This is a genomic window from Plasticicumulans acidivorans (assembly GCF_003182095.1).
Classification (GTDB): domain Bacteria; phylum Pseudomonadota; class Gammaproteobacteria; order Competibacterales; family Competibacteraceae; genus Plasticicumulans; species Plasticicumulans acidivorans.
Genome location: NZ_QGTJ01000004.1, coordinates 209,181 through 228,981 on the forward strand (window position 1 = coordinate 209,181; position 19,801 = coordinate 228,981).

Consider the following 19,801-nt stretch of genomic DNA (forward strand, 5'->3'; position numbering starts at 1 on the left):
CAGGCGGGACGCGCCGGCGGCGCGTCGTCAGGGCGTGAAGCGTGTGTGCGGCGGACCTACTTGAGTAACCCCACCTCGCGGTAATACTTCTCCGCGCCCGGGTGCAGCGGAATCGGCAGACCCTTGACGGCGTTTTCGAGCTTGATCGCCCGGCCCGCGGCATGGGCCGCCGCCAGCTGGTCGAGGTGCTCGAACAGGCCCTTGGCCATCGCATAGGCGACCTCATCCGGTACACCGCTGTGCGTGACGAGGATGTTGGTGATCGCCACGGTCGGCACGGTGGCATCCTGTCCTTCGTAGGTGGCGACGGGGATCTCGGCGGGCTGGTAGGCGCTGTCGCCGATCTTCGCCACCACGTCGGCCGGGACCGGCACGACGACGATCGGCACGGCGGTCGCCAGATCGCGGATCGAGGCGACGCCGAGCCCGGCCGACTGCAGCGTCACGTCGATCTGGCGGTTTTTCATCAGCTCGACCGATTCGCCGAACGGCAGGTATTCGACCTTGGCGAAGTCGGCGTAGCTCAGGCCGGCGGCGGCGAGCACCGTACGGGCGTTGAGCTCGGTTCCCGATTTCGGGGCGCCGACAGAAATGCGCTTGCCCTTCAGGTCGGCCAGCGTGCGGATGCCCGAGTCCTTCGCGGCAATGATCTGGATGTAGTTCGGATAGATCGCCGCCAGCGCGCGCAGCTTTTTCAGCGGGGCCTTGAAGCCGGCCTCGGCATTGCCGGCCCAGGCCTGACTGACCGCATCGCCGAGTGAAAAGCCGAGTTCACCGCGTCCGGCCTGCAGCAGATTGAGGTTCTCGACCGAGGCCTTGGTCGCCTGCACCGAGGGGCGGGCGTCCGGCACTGCGGTTTCGAACACTTTGCCGAGCGCCACGCCGAGCGGGTAGTACACGCCGCTGGTGCCGCCGGTGAGGATGTTGATGAACTGCGCTGCCGGGGCAACGGCCGCGAACAGCAGGCCGGCGACGAGCGCGAGGCCGCAGAGCGGGGCACGCGTGCGTGTCATGGGGCATCTCCTTGGTGGTGGCAAGACATCGCGGCCGGTCGGCACTGCGTGCTCTGTCCGCGGCCGGGACATCGCTTGAGTATTGCCGGGTGACCGGTCCATGCAAGGCGAGGGCGGACACAATGCGTTACGCGTGTGCTGAAAAAGCGAACTAGCTTCGAATCATCTCCGGCGATCGCCGTGGCGGCCGGTATGGCCTGCCCCTCGACGCCCCCTGTCTGTCTCCCGGTAGACCGTCACGGGATCGTCGGAGAACCAAATATGTTTCGGAGGCCCCCATGAACCGCCCAACCGACTCCTTCGCCTGGCAGGATCTTGAGCGTCGGCTTGCGTTGAGCCGTGACGCCGGTGTTGGCAGTGGTGAGCCGGGAGCCTGCCGTTGCGAGCGTTGCGGCGCCGTGCTCGAAGCACAGCGCCGTGACGAGGGCTTCGTGCTCTGCGCCATCTGTACTGGTGAGCAGAGGCCGCGGGCCGTCAATGAGCCCGATCGGGCACTGTTATCCCCCTGATTCTGCTGAACGGCCACGACCGGCTGCTATCGTTAACGGGCCGGCTGCCGTCGGGCGGTCGGCTTTTTTTGTGCCAATTCAGGGGAAAGGCGGATGAAGCGATGGCTGATAGCGGGTGTATTGCTCAGTTGCATCACATCTGTGCTGCAAGCGAAAGATCTGTTCGTCGTGGGCCTGAGTGTCGATTCAGCGGCCGAGGTGCGCACGCCCTATGACAACGTCGACGATATGTTCGATGCCCTGACCAATGAGGGCATGCAGAAGGTCGTGCCGGCCTACACCGATATGTCGGCCGCCTCGGCGGCGCTGTATGTGCGCGGCCTGCCGGCTGAGGCCAGTTATGCCGCCGGCTCGACGACGCTGCGTTTTCGCGTGCCTTCGCTCGGCATCGATGAGAGCTTCACCGGCACCAGCCGTGACGACAGCAAGAAGCTGTTCGAGGACTACGTCAAACATAACGGCAACGACATCCTCACCCGCATGCTGCACGAGCTGGCGCGCGTTTCACCGGTCGATCCGGTGGCCGGTAACCCGAGCAGCCTGATGGCACAGATGGGCGCTCAGGATTTCTCGGTGGCGATGAGTGATGCCGGCGGCAACGGTCCGGGCGGGCTCGGCACGATCGGTCTGGCCTTCCAGCGCTATTCGCTCGGTGGCTTCGACACCAACGTCACCACGCTGCCGCTCGGTTATTCCTTCGACATCGGCAACGGTTACCGCCTGCAGCTCAGCACACCGATCTATCGGGTGGATACGCAGGACACCGTCAGCTACGGCGGCAGCATCGGCGCCGCCCTGCGCGTGCCGCTGTCGAGCGCCTGGGTACTGACCCCCGCGCTGCGTTTCGGCGCCGTCGGCTCTGCCGATCAGGGCGCAGCGGCGGGCATGTTCTCCGGCTCGCTGACCAGTCGCTACGTCTGGTCGCTGGGTGGCATGGATCTGGGCATGACCAACCAGGTCGGCATGTATCAGTCGCGCAGCGTCAACATCGGCGATTACGACGCCGACTACGATTTGTCCAATCGCTCGCTGAAGAACGGCTTCGATCTCAACGGCGAACTCGGCGACACCTTTCTCGGCAAGGGCGCCCACTGGCAGGCCTGGATCATCGATACCCGCTTTTACGGCGATGAACTGTATGCCAACAGCTGGCAGGAATACGGCGTCGCCGTGGGGACGCGCGTGCAGGCCGGTCAGCTGGTCTATGACAATCTCCAGCTCGGCCTGAGCTACACCCACGGCGAGAACGATGTCAGCGGCGTCAAGCTGAACGTTGGCTACCGTTTCTGAGCCTGCCGGGTCGCAGGCAGCCGGCCGGTGGGCGTGTCGGCTGCCGCGGTGAGATTGCTGGCATGCCGCCGTGATGCGGCGCCGGCATCCGCGCCGCGACAGCGCCCGGTCAGGTGCGCTGCCGCGAGGGCTGCATCAGCGCGCCAGCGTCCGCCTGCTCGGGGCGGGGGACGCAAGGCGCAGCGTCCGGCGGTGGCCGGACTCAGACTCCCTTGACGCTGCCGCAGCTGCTGCTGCCCCAGTCGCCGAGGTTCGGGTCGTTGCAGATATCGCGCAGTGCGGCATTGCCGCGGCTGACCACCAGCTTGCCTTCCTCACGTTTGGCGGAGGCCTGCTGCGCCTGCTGCTCGGTCTGCACCGCGCTGGGCGCGGTCTTCAACGCCACCGGGCGCGCCTTGGGCTTGCGCACCGAGGCGGCCACTTCAGTGCGCGTCGTGCCCTTGCTGCGCAGGTCTTCTTCGTAGGCACGGGTGTAGGTGTCGAGGTTTTCGCCGATGCGGCCGTCGACCGCCGTCATCAGGCGGTTGGTTTCGTCGAGCCCGGAGACGATTTCGCTCAGCCGGGCGCGGCCTTCGCTGTCGGACATGCGCCCGCCGCGCTTGGCCTGCAGCAGCGTTTTGTATTCCTGCTGATAGCAGCTCTGCGCCTGCTTGGCCGACGCGATGTTGCGGTCGAGTTCGCCGGAGGCATTGGTGAAGTCGCTGCCGTAGGAGGCGAAGCGGGCATTGTCCTCGGCGATCTGGCGCTGCTTCTCCATGTAATAGCTGCCGACACCGCCGGCGACGGCACCGACCGCCGCGCCGATCAGCGCATTGCGTCCGGTATGGTCGTCACCGCCGGCCAGTGCACCCAGCAGACCGCCGGCGACCGCACCGGCTGCCGCACCGGTGACCACCGACTGCGACAGGCGGTCATCGGACTGGCGCAGGTAGTTCACCGGTTCATAGCAGCGCGGGTAGTAGCTGACGGTCGTGGTCTGCGCCACCGAACTGGTGGGGTTGCCCAGCGTCACGCAACCGCTGACGGCCAGACTGAGCGACAGGGCGGCGGCGAGTTTGCGGGCGCCGGGCGCAGCGAGGGTGTCCATGGATGAGTCTCCAGTGATGAAATTCGGAAACGAGGGGGGTTGGTCCCCACTCTAGTGCAGCCGCGCGTCGGCGACAGCCCGCACGTGCAGCCTGCCGTGGATGCGCAGCAGCGCCTGCCGCGCACCGCCGATGAATCGGTGATGCGCGGCTGAAGGGCGTGATATTTCGGGCGGATGGTGCCTCGTGTCGGGCAGGGAGACGCGGATGGATCGTGCCGTATCCACGGTTGCCGCCGCACGGTCGACCAGTGCATCGCGCACGTCCCAGATGCACTCGCGTGTACGCGGCAGCTCGTCGAGATATTCCTGCCAGAGCAGCGGGTCGCCGCTCGGCAGCTGATATTCGAGGCGCAGTGTCTCGATCAGCGACTGCCGGCAGCGCGGCAGCGGTGGACGCTGCGCCGGCACCGGTGCCGGTGCATCGGCGCAGGCCGCGAGCAGGGCCAGTGCGGGCAGCAGGGTGGCGCGCATGGGCTCAGCGGCCGAGCAATTCGTTGAGCACCGGTTCGGGCTCAAGGCGGCGGGCCTGGCGATACTGCTCGACGTGCTTCATGAACAGCGTCGCGCGCGCCAGCAGGCTCTGACCGATGACCGGTTTGCGGGCGAGTTCATCCTGCACGCGCTGGAACTGCTGACGGAACATGTCGTCGGCATAACGCGCCCCGGTTGCGGCGTTGTCGAGGTAGATCGACAGCGCCCCCTGCAGCGCGCTGGTGCCGTTGTTGACGCCGGTCGAGAGGACCTCGATGGCGGCTTGGTTGCGGTCGCGCTTGGCCTTGTCGAGGCGCTCGCGCAGCTGGATCAGGCGGATGTTGTAGTTGCCGATGGTCTCGGCGACCAGCGCCGCCGACTGGATCAGGTTGCCGGCGGCTTCCTTGCGCTGGTCGGCGATCAGCGCGACGTTGCGTTTGAGCTCCTCGCTGAGTTCGGTCAGCGCCCGGGCCATGCGGGGTTCATCGGTGTTGGCGATGATCGCGTCGAGGCGGGCGCCGGCGTCGGCCTCGCTGGTGATGTCGTCGGTCAGGCTGGCGAGGCGGCCTTCGGCCTGCCAGCGTTCGAGCAGCTCGTCATAGCGCGCGCGCGGTGCCGCCAGCGTGCCGAGGGCGACGCGGAACCCGGTGGTGGCGTTGTGGCTCGGACTGCCGTCGGCGCCGAACAGCGGGTACTCGCGGCGCATGCCGGTGAACAGCGCCTGCTCACCTTCCAGGTAATTGCCGCCCTTGACGATGAAGCCGCCGGTGCCGCCGCCGAAGCGGCCGCCGCCACGCACCATCAGGAATGGATCGAGCACCATTTCCGCCGCGTTGCCGATGACGTCGAACAGGCCGGCCGGATTCGGCTTGCGCGTGCCGATCGGCGCCAGCCGCGCCGCCTGCCCGCTGCCGCCGACGACCTGGTTGTAGACCGCCCATTCGCGCAGCGGCCCGTCCTCGGTGGCCTCGGCGGAACGGCGCGGGAACAGGCGGGCTTCGAGCGCCTGGCGGTCGACGGCGTGGCCGCCGCGGGCGGCGAACTCCCACTCGGTCTCGGTCGGCAGGCGCACGAACGACGGCGCACCGCCGGCCGCCGAATTCGGGCCGCCGGCCAGTGCCGGCAGCGCGTCCGCGTGGGTGCGGCCGAGCCATTGCGTGTACAGCGCGGTAAAGCGCAGCGCGTCGTACCAGGAGACTTCGACCATCGGCAGGCGGCTGCGGGCATCGGCTTTCGGGCAGGCCGGCGGCTCGGCCTGCGTGCCGCGCAGCCAGGGCTCCTGCGCCATCACCGCCGCGTACTGGTACTGGGTGACCTCATACTTGCCGATGAAATACAGCATCGGCCGCAGGCCGTCGCCGCCGCTCGGCAGATGACCGGCCAGGCGCTCGCGCCAGGCTGGCGGCAGGTCGGCGAGTTCGAACTGACCGTTGATGTGGGCGCGGCGGAAGCCGGCGAGAAAGCCCTGCCGGTAGCCCGGATCGTTCTCGCTGAAGGCGTAGCCGAGATTGACCTCGCGGTCATCGAGCGCGCTGCGCGCCAGCACGTAGATGTAGCGCAGCACCAGCTTGCCGTCGCAGGGCAGCGGCAGCGTGACGTCGTCGGCCAGCGGCTGCGGGTCGTAGAGCGGGTCGGGCGCGGCCGGCGCCTCGTCCGCGGCGCGGGCGGTGCCGGCCAGGGTGAGCAGGAGCGCAAGCGGCCATGCCGCGCGGCGTGCAGATTCAGACATCCCTCCAGCCCTCTGACGGTTCGATGCGGGTGGCACGCAGGCCGCCGGCCAGCGCCGCCAGCGCGACCGTGCCGAGCGTCAGCGCGACGGCGGCCAGCGCATGCAGCGGCAGCAGGCGGCAGAGCTGCTCGCCGGGTGCCGTCGCGAACAGCAGGTTCAGGCCGGCGCTGGCGCCGAAGTACAGCGCCAGTGCCAGCAGACAGCCGGCGAAGGCCGTATACAGCGCCTGCGCCAGCGGGAACAGCAGCAGGCCGCGCGTCGGCAGCCCGAGCAGGCGCAGCAGCGACAGCTCGCGGCGTTTGCGCTCGACCGCGGCGAGGCTGGCGGCACCGGCGGCCGCCAGGTAGCCGATGCCGCCGAGCCCGGCGATCGCCGCGAACAGAATGTCGAGATTGCGTGCCAGGCGTTTCACATTGTCGATCGCATCGGCCTGGGTCAGCACTTCGAGCCCGCGCGCCACCAGCTGCGCGCGCAGCGGCGCGACATCGTCGAGCGTGCCCGCGTACAGCCGAAAGCCCGGGTACTGCCGCGCGCCGGCCGGTTTGTCGAGGCCCGGCCAGCCGAGCGCCGGCACCGCGTAGCCGTCGCGGTAGTCCTCGGCGGCTTCCAGCAGCGGCAGCGGCACGAAGGCGGCGTCGCGATCGAAGGCGGCGAGCGGGGCGGTGCCGATGACGTTCAGGACCGCATGGGCATATTCCTCGCGCCCGGCTCGGCTGCGGCCGATGCTGGCGTCGAGCGTTGTCGCCGCACCGAGCTTTTCGGCGGCCGGCTGCGACAGCACCAGCTGGCCGCCGCCCGGTTCCGCCACGCCGTAGCGCGCCAGCAGCGGATCGCCGGCGGCAGTCGGGATCAGCTCGACGATCACGGCGCGGCCGTCGGCGCTGCGCAGCTCGGCGGTGGCGGCGATCTGGCGCGTGCGCGGCACCACGAAGGCCACGCCCGGCCAGGTGCGCAGCTCGTCGAACCAGGCCGGGGTGTAGCGGCCGCTGCCGATCGGGATCAGCTCGCGGGTGCGCGGGTCGTTGAGCAGGCGCTCGGTCAGCGTCGTCACCAGGCCGAACTTCAGGCCGAACAGCACCAGCAGCGGTGCCAGCACCGCCGCCAGGCCGAGCACCGCACACAGCGACAGCCGCGCCTCAGCGCGGTAGTCGGCCCAGGCCAGCCCGAACACCCGCGCCGTGCTCATCGCCGCGTCCGCTCGAAGCGGCTGACGATGCCGCCGTCACTGGCGGGCGCGAGCTGGGCGGCGAGCACTTCGAGGCCGTAGCGCTCGACCAGTGCGCGGTCGTGGCTGGCGAGGATCAGCGTGGTGGCGGATTCCGCAGCCAGGTCGATGAACAGCTGCATCACCGTCTGCGCGCTCAGCGGATCAAGCGAAGCGGTCGGCTCGTCGGCGAGCACCACCGCCGGGCGGTGCGCCAGCGCGCGGGCGATCGCCACGCGCTGGCGTTCGCCGACCGACAGCGCCGCCGGGTGTTTGTCGAGGTGGCGGGAGATGCCGAGGCGCTCGGCCAGCCGCGTGACCCAGGCGGCGTCGGCGCGGCCGCTGAGCTGGCCGGGCAGCGCGATGTTGCCGCGCACGTCGAGAAAGCCGAGCAGGCCGCCGGTCTGCAGCACGTAGCCGAGATGGCGGGCGCGCAATGCTGCCAGTGCATCGGCGCGCTTGAGCTGCCACAGCGCACCGATGTCGTTGTTCAGCAGATGCAGCTCGCCACCGGCATCGGGCGCCAGCACCAGCGCCAGCATGTCGAGCAGCGTCGACTTACCGCAGCCGCTCGGCCCGACCAGCGCCAGCCGCTCGCCGCGGGCGATGTCGAGCGCCGGCACCTGCAGCACGAAGCGGGTGTCGCCGAGCGTGCCACGGCTGCGGCGCACGTCGCGCAGGCGGTAGACCGTCGTCACAGCCATTACGGCAGCGTCGACAGCGGCACGCGGTAGAGCGCGTCGCCTGCCGCGGCGTTGCCGAAACGCACCCAGTTGGCGGTGTCGTTGTGGAAGGTCTCGTAGAGCCGGATCTTCGATTCCAGCTCCTGGATGAAGTCCTGCTGCTCGCCGACACTCCATGACAGCCACAGCTCCTCACTGAGATTGAGCACCTTGCTGCGGTACGGCAGCCCTTCGAGGAACTCACCGAGCAGCCCGGTCTGCACCAGGTTCTTGGCGCCGGTGGCGGCGGCGATGCGGGTCGGGTCGCGGCTCAGCTGCGCCGAGGCCGAAGCCACCTCGCGGAAGAAGTCCTGCGGGCTCTTCTGCGTGCGGTTGGCGGCGTCGACGATCAGCTTGAGCGCCTGTTGCAGATCGTTGAGCTGCAGCTTGGTCAGCAGCACGCAGACCTGGAAGGCCGGCACGTCGGGCCGCGCCAGATCGCGATCGGCGACCCAGGCGGTGACCACGCTCGGCGGCCGCGCACTGCGCTGCGCACCGAGCCAGTCCATGCGCAGCGCGTAGCCGAGTGCGGCGGTGCGCGCGGCGATCGAGCTCGGCGGCTGGTCGAGGTTCGGCTGCGCCAGCTCCTGATTGCCGGCGACGCTGCGCACCAGGTCGATGAAGCTCGATGCGATGGTGTCGACCGCGCGGCCGTAGGCATCGACATCACCGCCCTCGACCGGCACGTAGAGGTCGCCGAGGCGCGGGTTGTCGTTGGCGGTGAGCGTGCGGTACTGGCGCTCGGCGAAGTCGTGATCCCGGCGTCCGGCCGGCGTCTTCAGGTGCAGCACGAACAGGTGCACGCCCTTGGCCAGCGCGGCGGCGCGGACCTCGGCCTCGTTCATCTGCGTCTGGCCGAGCGGGTCGTTCTTGCGCAGCGCCCCGGCGTCGGTGACCAGCACGACGATGCGTCCGGCCCACGGCGTCCAGTCCATGCGCTCGACGGCGGTCATCACGCCGGCGAAGGCGTCCTCGTCGAAGGAATGGCTGGAGACCGTCGTTGCCTGCATCTGCTGCGCTTCGGCGAGGATCTCGTCGGGGCGGGCGTCGGCACGCAGCGGCGCGTAGATGCGCGAGACGTATTCCAGCCCCGGCGTGCGCTCGGTGCTGCTGCGAAAGCCGACCAGACCGAAGCCGACCTTGTCGAGCAGGTTTTCGGTGGCGATGCGCTGGTAGAGGCCGCGGATGACGTTGCGGGCGCGGTCGATGTACGGGTCCATCGACTTGGTGGTGTCGAGGACGAAGACGATGCCGGTGCGGAACTCCTTCGCCGGCGCCGTCGCGCCGCTGGGTGCCGCGTCGCCGGGATCGACCGAGGCCACCTGCAGCAGCTGCACCAGCTGGTCCTGCTGCGCGCCGGCGTAGGTCTCGGCGTAGTCGAAGATCGGCAGCAGGTAGAAGTGGTCGTCGGCGACCGCGGTGTCGGACGGCTCCAGCGCCACCACCGACAGGCCGGGTACCGGTTTGCCGTGCGCGGCGCGCACCTGCGTCAGCCATTCGTGGGCGATGGTCGGCGCATCAGGCTTGAGGAACAGCCCTTCAAGGGTGCCGCGCTGCGAGAAGAACATCACCGGATCGCGGCCCGAGCGCGGCATGAACTTCAGCGTCAGCGTCTGCTTCCAGTCGTAGGCGCGGGCGGCGTCGATCCAGCCGTCGGCATGGCCGTCGCTGGCGGCGCCGACGCGCAGCCACTGGCGGTTGCCTTCGCTGCGGCGTTCGTAGACGTAATAGACGGCGAAGGCCGGCAGCCGCTCCTGCAGGACCTCGCGGGCCGGGTCGGCATACAGGCTGGCATCCGGGCCGACGACGACGCGCTGGAACAGCGTCTTCTTGCCCGGCATCAGCAGCGGGCGCTCGTCGAGCCGGGCCGGCTGCGGCGGGCTGGTCTGATTGGCCGGCACCGCGGGGACCGACGGCGGCTGTGGCGCGTTGTTGACTGCTGGCGGCGGCTCGCTCGGCCGTGGCGGCTCGACCGGCCGGGTCGGTGAAAGCGGTGGTTTGCCGGTGTCTTGCGCCGGCTGGCCGCTCGGGCTCGGCGGGGTGACTGGGGTGGTGCTGGTGCCGCCCGGCGGCGTGGTCACCACTGGTCCAGGCTGCGGCGCTGGTGTCTGCAGCCACCACCAGGCGCCGCCGCCGATCGCCAGCAGCACGGCGGCGGCAACGCCGGCAAGCACGGGGCCGCGGCCGTTGGGGCGGGGCGGGGTGACGAGGGTGCCATCGGGGCTGATATTGCTGCCGGTGGCGACCCGCGTGGCGTCGTCCGGTGGCGTTGCTGCGGCAGCGACGGTCGCGTCCGCTCCCGCTGCGGCGCCGGCGACGACCGTGGCGTCACTGGTGGTGTTCGTGGGGGCGCTGATGGTCGTGGCCGCGGTGTCCGTGCCGGCCTCGTCCGCCGGCACGGTGGTGTCGAGCACGACGGTCGCGTTCGTGTTGTCGCGGCTGGCCGCGGCGGCGTCGATATCGAAGGCCAGCAGCTGCGCAGCGTCGGCGAAACGGTCTTCCGGGGCTTTGGCCAGCAGCCGGTCGAGCAGCGGCTGGTAGCGGATGAGTTCTTCGGGCAGGCGCGGGATCGGCGCACGGATGTGCATCAGCGCCACGGCGACATCGCTGTCGCGGTTCACATACGGCAGGCGGCCGGTGAGCATCTCGTAGAGCACGACGCCGAGCGAGTAGAGGTCGGTGCGGCCGTCGAGCGTCAGGCCCTGGGCCTGCTCCGGGCTCATGTAGTTCGGCGTGCCGATCGCCGAGTTGGTCGCCGTGAGCTGGGTGTTTTCGCTCTGCAGATTCTTGGCGATGCCGAAATCCGACAGCACCGCCGAGTCGTCATCGCGGAACAGGATGTTGGCCGGCTTGACGTCACGGTGGACCAGACCGCGACTGTGGGCGTAGCCGAGCGCGCCGGCGATCTGGCGCAGGACGGTGATGGCCTGTCCGGGGCTCATGCCGGCGCCGATGCGATCGCGCAGCGTGCCGCCGCTGATGTACTCCATCGCCATGTAGTACAGCGTGTCGACGTTGCCGATGTCGTAGATCTGCACCACGTGCGGATGGGCGAGCTTCGCCAGCATCTTGCCTTCGCGCAGGAAGCGTTCGCAGAACTGCGGATCGGCGGCCAGCGACGAAGCCATGACCTTCAGTGCGACGCGGCGCTCCAGTGAGCGCTGGAGCGCCAGGTACACCGAGGCCATCGCACCGCTGCCGAGTACGCCTTCGATGTCGTAGCCCGGGATCAGGATGTCCATGTCAGGGTCGTCTGCCGTGAGGAAGCCCGATTATCGATGGCCGCGCCGGTGCACGCCACACTACGACGAGGTTTCGCCGCTGCCGGGTTCTGCGGATAATGCGGCGGTTTCCGGTGTCATGTCACCGCTACCGTCCAGCCGAGGAGTCACCCTTGAAGAAGATTCTCCTGATCGCAGCTTTGACCGCCGCGCTTGCCGGCTGCAGTTCCCTGCAGGGCGCCGGCTCCAAGCCGGCGGATACGACCGCCGCCGCTGAAGTCAAGCCGGAGGTCGCCGATGCGCTGAAGAAGCTGCGCACTGCCGCCGAGGCTGGCGATCCGGCGGCGCAGACCCGGCTGGGCATGGTGTACGCGCGCGGTGAGGCCGGCGTCGCGACCGACATCTCCGAAGCCGCCAAGTGGTTCCGCAAGGCCTCCGACCAGGGCTTTGCCCCGGCGCAGACCAATCTGGCGGTCGCCTACCTGACCGGCCAGGGCGGCGTGCCGCAGGACCCGACCGAGGCCGCCCGTCTGACCAAGCTGGCCGCCGAGCAGGGCTGGCCGCCGGCGATGACGCAGCTCGGCTTCATGTACGGCAAGGGCGCCGGCGTCAAGCAGAGCTGGCCGGATGCCGAGAAATGGCTGAAGCAGGCTTCGGCCAAGGGGGACGAGAACGCCAAGCGTCTGCTCTCCGAGATCGAGCAGATGAAGAAGGGCGGCGCCCCGGCCAAGAAGCCCTGAGCGCGACGGCTGTCGCCGCAACGACGCGCCCTGCGGGGCGCGTTTTCGTTGGTGCCGCCGCCGTCAGGCCAGGCGGTAACCTTCTTCGGCCAGCACCTGGCGCACCGCCGGGCGTTTGAGCATGCGGGCGTAATGCGCCGCGCAGTGCGCGGGCAGCGCGATGTCGCTGCGCGTGGCCCAGAATTCGACGTAGAACAGCGCCGCATCGGCAATCGAGAACGCGCCGACGGCGTATTCGCGCCCGGCCAGCCGGGCGTCGAGGATGGCAAACCCCTGCTCGACGATTTCACGGCCGCGCGCGCGCACCGCCTCGAACTGCTCCACATCACTGGTGAAGCTTTCGGCGACGAACAGGCGGGCGAAGCCCTGGCCGTGCAGCGTGCCGACGACGTAGTCCATCAGCTCCAGCGCGCGCACTTCGCCTTCCAGCTCGGCTGGCATCAGCCGCCCGCGACCGAACTGGCGGCCCAGCCACCAAGCGATGGCGTTGAACTCGGTGAGCACGCTGCCGTCATCGCGCACCAGTACCGGAATCGTCGATTTTGGATTCATCGCCACGAACTCCGGGCGCCGGTGGTCGCCGGCCGGCAGACTGACGATGTAGGCCTCGAACACCTGTTCCAGTTCTTCGAGCAGGATATGGATGCCGGTCGAGCAGGAACCGGGGGTCATGTAGAACTTCATTCGGCCGATACTCCGCACACGCGCTCCCCGACGGAGCGCCACCGCGCGTCGATGCAAGACTCGGGCAGGCCCGGTCGTGATCGGCCGGATTTCAGGCGTGCGTTATGATTCAGCAGCTTGCAGACGTCGCTGCGGATGCGGTGGCGTGTCGGTGCTGTGCGTGATACGACACGCCGCCACGCCGGAGCGGTGAACACCACATCCGCGCGCAGGTCTGAAGCCCGGTCGCCTATGCGTGAGTTCAGAGTCCACTTTCACGGAGCCCTGCCGATGAAGCCTTTACCCATCCTCCTGGCCGCTGCCGCTCTCAGCTTGAGTGCAGCCGTAAGCGCCGCCAGCGCAGCGCACGAGGCCGTGGTCTACAAGCAGCCGTACTGCGACTGCTGCGAGGGACACATCGCCTATCTGCGCGAGCACGGCTACACGGTGCAGGTTCAGGTGCTGCAGCCCGCCGAGCTGGCCCGGCTGAAACAGCAGGCCGGCGTTGATCCCGATCTGGCGAGCTGCCACACCACGCTGATCGACGGCTATGCCATCGAAGGCCACGTGCCGGTGGCGGCGATCGAGCGCCTGCTGCGTGAGCGCCCGGCGATCCGCGGCATCAGTCTGCCGGGCATGCCGGCCGGTGCGCCGGGACATCCCGGCCAGCGATCAGGGCCGCTGGTGGTGATGGAACTCGGCGCGCCGGGGCAGGCGCGCGAGTTCATGCGCGACTGAAACGCTGCTCAGACACTGACGTCGACGTTGTTGCCGAGATTGCCGATCGGCCCGGTCGAGCTGACGCCGGTACTGCTGCCGGTGCCGCTCGGCGGCTTCGGTGCATTGGCCTGCAGCGTGGCGAACACCGACTGCGCGGTTTCGAGATCGTCGCTTTCGAGCGCCGCCTGCAACTGATTGAACAGGGATGCCGGATCGCTGCTGCTGCTCGACGTCGAGCTGCTCGATGTGCTCGACAGGCTGCTGATGCTGCTGTCGTCCTCATCGCTGTCGTCGTCCGAGCTGCTGCTGGCCGAGGTCGGCGGCGGCGGGGGCGGCATGCCGCCAGGGCCTCCCGGGCCTCCGGGGCCGCCGCCTTTTTCCATCTGATCCTTGAGTTTCGAGAACGCGCTCTTGGCGGCTTCGAGATCGCCGGATTCCAGAGCCTGGCTCAGATCATCCATCGGGTTGCTGTCCGATGAGCTGCCCGAGCTGCTGACCCGGGCGCTGCTCTGCAGCGCGGCCAGGTAATTCGTTGAGCCGGAGGCGATGGCGCTGATCGACATGGTCGTGCTCCTGCAACGGTGGCACCGGCGGTCGCCGGCACGTGCGCGGTGCGCATGCAGCAGGGCTATCGGCGGCCGCGGCAAGAGCTTGATGCCGCAGCAGGTAATGTCGGGTAAGGGTTTGTAAGCAAGGGTCTGCTCAGGTAAGCACGCGGGCGGTGCACGGCGCACCGCCCGCCGCGGCATCAGAAATGCCACTCAAGGTTGAGCGTCGGCGTGCGGGTAAAGGTGCCCACGCCCGGCGGGTTGCCGAACTTGTTGTGCCAGTACTCGTAGCCGACGCCGGCGAACAGCGTGCCCTTGCTGTCGGCAACCAGCTTGCCGACGTCGACCATCAGCGAGGTGCGCAGCAGGAATTCCGCCTCGGTGTCGCGGTAGTTGTAGTCCTCGCCCTTCGGCCCGATGTAATTGGCGAAGCCCTGGAACTTCATCGGTGTGTCGTGGACGCTGAAGGGGATGGCCCAGGCGGCGCTGATCATGTAGGTGCCGTCGAATTCGTGGTCCGGGTCCGGCGTGCCGGGAATACCCTTGTGGTTCCATTCCTTCGTGTACATGAAGCTGAGATCGAAGAAGCCGGGCACGTCGAACTTCAGCGTCGGGCCGATCGCGATCAGGCGCTTGCGTGGCGCGAAGGTGGTGTCCTTGGTGTTGGCGTCGAAGCCGAAGGTCAGCCCGAGGTCGCGGATGATGCCGTACTTGAAGTCGCGGTCGAACACCTTGCTGGCGTGCAGCTGGCTGCGGAAGGTGGCGTAGAACTCGGTGGCGCCGTCATCGGAGTTGTGCGCCGGATCGTTGTCGTCCGACATCAGCATGTCGAGGTTGAAGAAATTGCTGCCGAGCTTGTAGCTGCTGGCGTGCGTGAACTGCACGATGTTCTTGCTGATGTCGTCCGGCTTGCTCGGCTCGCTGAACTGGTTGCCGTAGCGATAGCCGATGAAGGTATCGCTGAAGCCTGCGGCGTGGCTGCTCAGCGGGGCGCTGAGGCCGAAGGCGAGGGCGGCGAGGACGGCGGGCGGGCGGGCGCAAGGCATGGCACAGTCTCCTGGAATGTCAGCAAGTAGTTGTTGGTAAAGGGTGTTTCTCATTGATTTTCTGAGGTTGAAACTAACAGCCATCGCCCGCCGCGATCTGGATAACCCTCATTGCCGAATTCGCATGAGTCGCCGTTCCCGACCCGCTGCAGGCACAAAAAAAGCCCGGCACGGGGCCGGGCTGGGGGGCGGAAGCAGGCTGTGTTATTCGGCGCCGTGACTGGCGGCGGCGGCCTCGCGCCGGGCGGTGGCTTCGTCGGCGACACCGTTGAAGAAGGCGTTGAGCAGCAGCGCCGAGATCGCGGCGAGCAGGATGCCGCTGTGCAGCAGCGGGCCGAGCTCCTTGGGCATGTACTGGAAGAAGTGGTCGGCAACCAGCGGGATCATGCCCATGCCGATGCTGACGGCGACCACCAGCAGATTGGCGCGGTTGTCGAAGTCCACGCGGGCGAGGATGCGGATGCCGGTCGCCGCGACCATGCCGAACATGACGATGCCGGCGCCGCCGAGCACGAATTGCGGCACCGAGGCGACGACGTGCGCCAGCTGCGGGAACAGGCCGAGGCAGAAGATGATGATGCCGCCAGCCACGCACACCCAGCGGCTGCGCACGCCGGTGACGCCGACCAAGCCGACGTTCTGCGAAAACGAGGTGTAGGCGAAGGTGTTGAACACGCCGCCGATCAACGTGCCGATGCCGTCGACGCGCAGCCCGCGGCTGAGGTCCTCACGCGTCACCGGCCGCCCGCACAGCTCACCGAGCGCGAGGAACATGCCGGTCGACTCGACCATGATGACGAACATCACCAGCGTCATCGTCACGATCGCCACCGGATCGAATACCGGCATGCCGAACTGCAGCGGATAGATGAAATCGATGAACGGCAGGTTCTCGCCGCCGGACAGGTCCACCTTGCCGATCACCGCCGCCACCAGGTAACCGAACACCAGCCCGAGCAGCACGGCGATGTTGGCGATGAAGCCGCGACCGTAGCGGGCGATCAGCAGCGTGGCGATCAGCACCAGAAAGGCCACCAGCAGGTGCGTCAGGTCACCGTAGGCCGGATTGGGCTTGCCGGCGATCATCGGTGGGCCGCCGGCCGCCCAGTTGATGCCGACCCGCATCAGCGTCACGCCGATCACCGTGATGATCGTGCCGGTCACCACCGGCGGGAAAAAGCGGATCATGCGGCTGACCAGCGAGGCGCAGAGAAACGCGATCAGGCCGGCGCTGATCACCGCGCCGTACATCGCCTGGATGCCGGCGCTCTGGCCGATCGAGATCATCGGCGAGACGGCCGCGAACGAGACGCCCATCATCACCGGCAGGCGGATGCCGAGGTGGCGGCCGAGGCCGAGCGCCTGGATCAGCGTGGCGATGCCGCAGCAGATCAGGTCGGCGTTGATCAGCAGCGCGATCTGTTCCTTCGGCAGCTTCAGCGCGCCGCCGACGATCAGCGGCACGGCGACGGCGCCGGCGTACATCACCAGCACATGCTGCAGCCCGAGCGGCAGCAGGCGCAGCCAGGGCAGACGTTCATCGACGGGGTGGACGGCATTCACGGCGTGGACCTCCGGACAACAGCGAGTTAGCGGTGTAAGCGGTGGCGTGCGCTGCCAGCCGGCGCAGGGCGCTGCGGGCGGCTGGGGCATTACTCCAAAAGGGGTAGGGGGTGAGCCGAGTATATGGAGCGGCCTAAGTGCTGATCCGGATAACCCTTATTGGCCGCGGCGGATGAATCCGCGGGGCTCATCTGCATCGGCTGAAGTGGGTTATCGGCGCCGGCGGATTCTGTGCGCCGCGCTGTGCGGCGATACTGCAGCGCCCCCTTCGCCAAAGGAGTGACGCCATGCCGAGTCCCGCCGAACTTTCCCGCCTCGATGCGGATGCCTTCGTTTCGGCGCTCGACGGCATCTTCGAGCATTCGCCGTGGGTTGCGCGGCGGGCGCATGCGCACGGCCCGTTCGCCGATCTGCCGGCGCTGCAGACGGCGCTGCTCGATGCCATGTGGGCGGCTGAACCGCAGGAGCAGCTCGCACTGCTGTGCGCGCATCCGGAGCTGGCGGGCAAGGCCGCGGTGGCCGGCGAGCTGACCGCCGAATCGCGCGAGGAGCAGCGCGGCGCCGGCCTCGATCGCTGCACGCCGGAGGAATTCGCCCGCCTGCAGACGCTCAATGCGCGTTACCGCGAGCGCTTCGGCTTCCCGTTCATCATCGCCGTGCGCGGCCTCGGCCGCGCCGACATCCTCGCGGCCCTGGAGGCGCGCGTCGAACACGATCGCGCCACCGAGCTGCGCACCGCGCTGGAGCAGGTCGGGCGCATCGCCAGCCTGCGTCTGCAGGCCCTGTTCGCACCGGCCTGAGCGCGCTGCCGCTCAGTGGCTGAGGCGGTGGCTGCTCAGCATGTCCTCGCTGCAGACGGCCGCGCTGATCTGCTCGCGAAACCAGCGGCACTCGTCGGAGTAGTGCGTGCGATCGTGCCACAGCAGGTAGCAGGGCATCGGCGGGCAGTCGATCGGCAGCGGCAGCACTGCCAGCGGCAGTTCGCGGGCATAGTGCTCGGCGAAGCGGCGCGGCGCAGTGAACAGCAGGTCGGTGCTGGGCAGAGCGTATGGCGCCATCTGGAAGTACGGCACGTAGGCGGTGACCCGGCGCTTGAGCCGCTCTTTGGCCAGGGTCACGTCGATCACACCGCGCTGACCGACCGAATACGGCGTCGGCGCCACATGGGCAGCATCGAGGTAGTCCTGCGCGCATATACGCCGCTGCTCCAGCGGATGGCCGCGACGTACCAGGCAGACCATCTCGTCCTCATAGAGCATCGTCATGCGCAGATGCTGCGGTGGCTGCGGCCAGTTGCCGATCACCGCATCGAGCCGGCCGCTTTCCAGCGCTTCCGCCGCATCGGAGTCCGGCCCGTAGGAATGCACCATCACCGAAGCATTTGGCGCCAAACGGTGCAGCCGCGTGCACAGATCGCCCAGCACCCCGGCGTGCAGGTAGTCGGCCGTGGCCAGCTGGAAGGCTCGCCGCGAGTTCGCCGGCACGAAGCTTTCCGGGGCCGTTGCAATGCGCTCGATCTGCGCCAGCGCCGTGCGCACGTGCTCCAGCAGCTCGCCACCGCGCTCGGTCGGCGTCATGCCCAGCCGGCTGCGGATCAATAATTGATCTCCGGTAATGTCGCGCAGGCGGCGCAGCGCCGTGCTCACCGCCGGCTGCGACATCGACAGCTTGCGCGCCGTGCGCGAAACACTGCTCTCAGTCAGCAACGTGCACAGCACCCGCAGCAGGTGGACGTCGAGATCTTCCCAGGAAGGATTAGCCTTGCCGCTCACCGCTGCAGCCCTCATGCCGGAAACCGCATGCTGCAAAGCAATATCCGCGCCGGCACGCCTCCAGGCAATCCGACGCTTGGCGCATACCCACTCGCCGCAAGTCCTCTGCGCTACGGCTGGTGGGGATTCGAGCTACTCAGGCGGGAGTAATCCGTCCGCACGGTGCGGTCGTCGATGGTGATGCGGATGAAGTCGATTATGCGTCGCCGTCCAGGATGCGCCGAATTTCCTCAGAAGCCCGCTGCTTGTCGAGCCGCAAGGATTCGATCTCGGATGGCATCAGCTTCCTGTTGACTGCCGAGGAGAGAGCGGACTTCCGATCCGGAGAGATCGGCGAAACCATGCCCGAAAACGGTGTTCCACCAGGGTTCGAGGGTTGCATAGTGATTCCTCAGCTTGGCGAGCGTGTCAGGCAACAGGACGAGGCGGGCAGAATACTGTTTGCCGGTCAGCACCGTCAGGGCAATAGCCTGAATGCTCTGATAACCAATATCACCACGCAGCTTGGCAACCGTGCCGCTCTGCGTAAGCGTGTCGTCGAGTTTCAATCCACTCTCGCCTGTTCAGGTGGAGTAATCGGCAGACAATAAAACACAGTTAAAACTGCAATGCAGAGAATTACTCATAGTGGGAATGTTTAAACGATTATGGATAAAGAATCGATGGCAAGGGATCAATCTTCATAATTTATTGCCAGCGCGCGGGTTTCTATACGATAAATAGCGGTATCTAATCCAGAATAGCTTGCTGTGTTGGAAGTCAAATTGATTTCGCCATTTTTAAAATATCCAACAAGAACACTATTCTGATCAGTAAGGATAACGCCATGAGCCCCGTGCTGTTTTGCTAGCAAGGCCAGATCTTTTTTGCGATTTACGGCTGTCATGCCTTTCGGTCTTGAATCATCAATAAATCCTACAATGAAAAATTTCCTATTAGGCAAGCCGCGGGACCAAACATCGACTCCTTCAACGCTTTCCAGTGCGCCCCCAGAACCTTGATAAATATTTTTATCTCCAACATACGACGTGAAAGTCGTAGTTGCACAGCCGAAAAGCAGGATTAAAACAAAAAGGCGCCACATCTGAGCCCCCTTGACGCACAATCAACCATGCCTACTGTAGCCCCGTCGCTGCCCATCGGCGACCGGGTTTGTCGAGGCGCGATAGCGCTATTTTTCTCCATTACGGGCGTTTTTTTGTGCCTGCACTGTACGTCTATGGCGGTTCGCGCGGGGCGGCTCTTGCGAGCCTGCCTGTTCCTCGCCCCGGTTTGCCTACCCCGTGTGAGCCGTCGTCCTCTTTCTTGGCAGCAAATGCGACGGCCCTCAACGGAGTCGAGCTCAATCCGCCCCCGCCATTTCGGGCTGGAGTAATTGGTAATCGACGTCGGCATATCCCAGAGGGACGTGTTTCAATCCACTCCCGCCATTTCAGGCGGGAGTAATTTGCCACGTCCAAACTTCACGCTCGGCCTTGAGCTGTTTCAATCCGCTCCCGCCAT

The 19,801-nt window shown here is 67.3% G+C and carries 19 protein-coding genes and 1 CRISPR repeat array (1 of these 20 running past the window's edge); of the genes, 5 read left to right on the top strand and 14 right to left on the bottom strand.

The genetic code is table 11. The annotated features are described in order from the left end of the window. Positions 1-56: 56 nt before the first annotated feature. Positions 57-1,013 carry a TAXI family TRAP transporter solute-binding subunit gene (locus tag C7443_RS08770; protein WP_110018219.1) on the bottom strand — a complete coding sequence of 319 codons (957 nt, stop codon included), beginning with the start codon at positions 1,011-1,013 and terminating at the stop codon, positions 57-59. 278 nt (positions 1,014-1,291) lie between these two features. On the opposite strand from C7443_RS08770, the gene C7443_RS19865 reads away from it, so the two are divergent. Continuing rightward, positions 1,292-1,522, top strand: coding sequence for a hypothetical protein (locus C7443_RS19865; RefSeq protein ID WP_146213271.1), 231 nt, complete (start codon positions 1,292-1,294; stop codon positions 1,520-1,522). Between the two features lie 168 nt (positions 1,523-1,690). Further along, the gene (locus C7443_RS08775) at positions 1,691-2,812 is read left to right on the top strand and encodes a hypothetical protein (protein ID WP_146213272.1); all 1,122 of its coding nucleotides are present in this window, start codon (positions 1,691-1,693) and stop codon (positions 2,810-2,812) included. Between the two features lie 202 nt (positions 2,813-3,014). Here C7443_RS08775 and tagQ read toward each other — a convergent pair whose 3' ends face one another. The 6 genes from tagQ to C7443_RS08805 are packed head-to-tail and all read right to left on the bottom strand — an operon-like array spanning position 3,015 to position 11,267. Beyond that, positions 3,015-3,899, bottom strand: coding sequence for a type VI secretion system-associated lipoprotein TagQ (gene tagQ, locus C7443_RS08780; protein ID WP_110018221.1), 885 nt, complete (start codon positions 3,897-3,899; stop codon positions 3,015-3,017). A 51-nt stretch (positions 3,900-3,950) separates the two neighbouring features. After that, complete coding sequence (locus C7443_RS08785; protein ID WP_110018222.1) at positions 3,951-4,370, bottom strand: hypothetical protein; 420 nt, start codon at positions 4,368-4,370, stop codon at positions 3,951-3,953. Between the two features lie 4 nt (positions 4,371-4,374). Beyond that, entirely contained in the window at positions 4,375-6,099 is a 1,725-nt protein-coding gene (locus tag C7443_RS08790; RefSeq protein ID WP_110018223.1) for a formylglycine-generating enzyme family protein, read from the bottom strand. After that, positions 6,092-7,285 (bottom strand): ABC transporter permease family protein, encoded by a 1,194-nt coding sequence (locus tag C7443_RS08795; protein WP_110018224.1) that lies wholly within the window; start codon positions 7,283-7,285, stop codon positions 6,092-6,094. The genes C7443_RS08790 and C7443_RS08795 overlap by 8 nt, the downstream gene beginning before the upstream one ends. Beyond that, positions 7,282-8,007, bottom strand: coding sequence for an ABC transporter ATP-binding protein (locus tag C7443_RS08800; RefSeq protein ID WP_110018225.1), 726 nt, complete (start codon positions 8,005-8,007; stop codon positions 7,282-7,284). The genes C7443_RS08795 and C7443_RS08800 overlap by 4 nt, the downstream gene beginning before the upstream one ends. Beyond that, on the bottom strand, positions 8,007-11,267 hold the full coding sequence (locus C7443_RS08805; RefSeq protein ID WP_110018226.1) for a serine/threonine-protein kinase: 3,261 nt from the start codon (positions 11,265-11,267) through the stop codon (positions 8,007-8,009). The genes C7443_RS08800 and C7443_RS08805 overlap by 1 nt, the downstream gene beginning before the upstream one ends. Positions 11,268-11,419: 152 nt before the next feature. Between C7443_RS08805 and C7443_RS08810 the strand changes: the two genes are divergently transcribed. Next, positions 11,420-11,986 carry a tetratricopeptide repeat protein gene (locus C7443_RS08810; protein ID WP_170123552.1) on the top strand — a complete coding sequence of 189 codons (567 nt, stop codon included), beginning with the start codon at positions 11,420-11,422 and terminating at the stop codon, positions 11,984-11,986. 63 nt (positions 11,987-12,049) lie between these two features. On the opposite strand, the gene C7443_RS08815 is transcribed toward C7443_RS08810, so the two are convergent. Then, entirely contained in the window at positions 12,050-12,670 is a 621-nt protein-coding gene (locus C7443_RS08815; protein WP_110018228.1) for a glutathione S-transferase family protein, read from the bottom strand. Between the two features lie 270 nt (positions 12,671-12,940). Between C7443_RS08815 and C7443_RS08820 the strand changes: the two genes are divergently transcribed. Beyond that, a complete protein-coding gene (locus C7443_RS08820) occupies positions 12,941-13,387 on the top strand; it encodes a DUF411 domain-containing protein (protein WP_110018229.1) in 447 nt (148 codons plus the stop codon). An 8-nt stretch (positions 13,388-13,395) separates the two neighbouring features. Here C7443_RS08820 and C7443_RS08825 read toward each other — a convergent pair whose 3' ends face one another. From C7443_RS08825 to C7443_RS08835, 3 genes are all read right to left on the bottom strand, one after another. Then, complete coding sequence (locus C7443_RS08825; protein WP_110018230.1) at positions 13,396-13,932, bottom strand: hypothetical protein; 537 nt, start codon at positions 13,930-13,932, stop codon at positions 13,396-13,398. Positions 13,933-14,117: 185 nt separating this feature from the next. Next, positions 14,118-14,963: a hypothetical protein gene (locus tag C7443_RS08830; protein ID WP_110018231.1), complete on the bottom strand. Its 846-nt coding sequence runs from the start codon at positions 14,961-14,963 to the stop codon at positions 14,118-14,120. Positions 14,964-15,167: 204 nt separating this feature from the next. Continuing rightward, a complete protein-coding gene (locus C7443_RS08835; protein WP_246004601.1) occupies positions 15,168-16,526 on the bottom strand; it encodes a nucleobase:cation symporter-2 family protein in 1,359 nt (452 codons plus the stop codon). 287 nt (positions 16,527-16,813) lie between these two features. Between C7443_RS08835 and uraD the strand changes: the two genes are divergently transcribed. After that, positions 16,814-17,326, top strand: a complete 513-nt coding sequence (gene uraD, locus C7443_RS08840; RefSeq protein ID WP_110018233.1) for a 2-oxo-4-hydroxy-4-carboxy-5-ureidoimidazoline decarboxylase — start codon at positions 16,814-16,816, stop codon at positions 17,324-17,326. Between the two features lie 12 nt (positions 17,327-17,338). Here the strand turns inward: uraD and C7443_RS08845 are convergent, their stop codons facing one another. The 3 genes from C7443_RS08845 to C7443_RS19870 form a co-directional block, all read right to left on the bottom strand. Next, entirely contained in the window at positions 17,339-18,298 is a 960-nt protein-coding gene (locus C7443_RS08845; protein WP_246004602.1) for a LysR family transcriptional regulator, read from the bottom strand. A gap of 230 nt (positions 18,299-18,528) precedes the next feature. Then, on the bottom strand, positions 18,529-18,846 hold the full coding sequence (locus C7443_RS08850) for a hypothetical protein (protein WP_110018235.1): 318 nt from the start codon (positions 18,844-18,846) through the stop codon (positions 18,529-18,531). Positions 18,847-18,971: 125 nt separating this feature from the next. Further along, the gene (locus tag C7443_RS19870; protein WP_146213273.1) at positions 18,972-19,382 is read right to left on the bottom strand and encodes a hypothetical protein; all 411 of its coding nucleotides are present in this window, start codon (positions 19,380-19,382) and stop codon (positions 18,972-18,974) included. A gap of 255 nt (positions 19,383-19,637) precedes the next feature. Further along, a CRISPR array of direct repeats spans positions 19,638-19,801; the repeat unit is 37 nt (it continues 888 nt past the right edge of the window).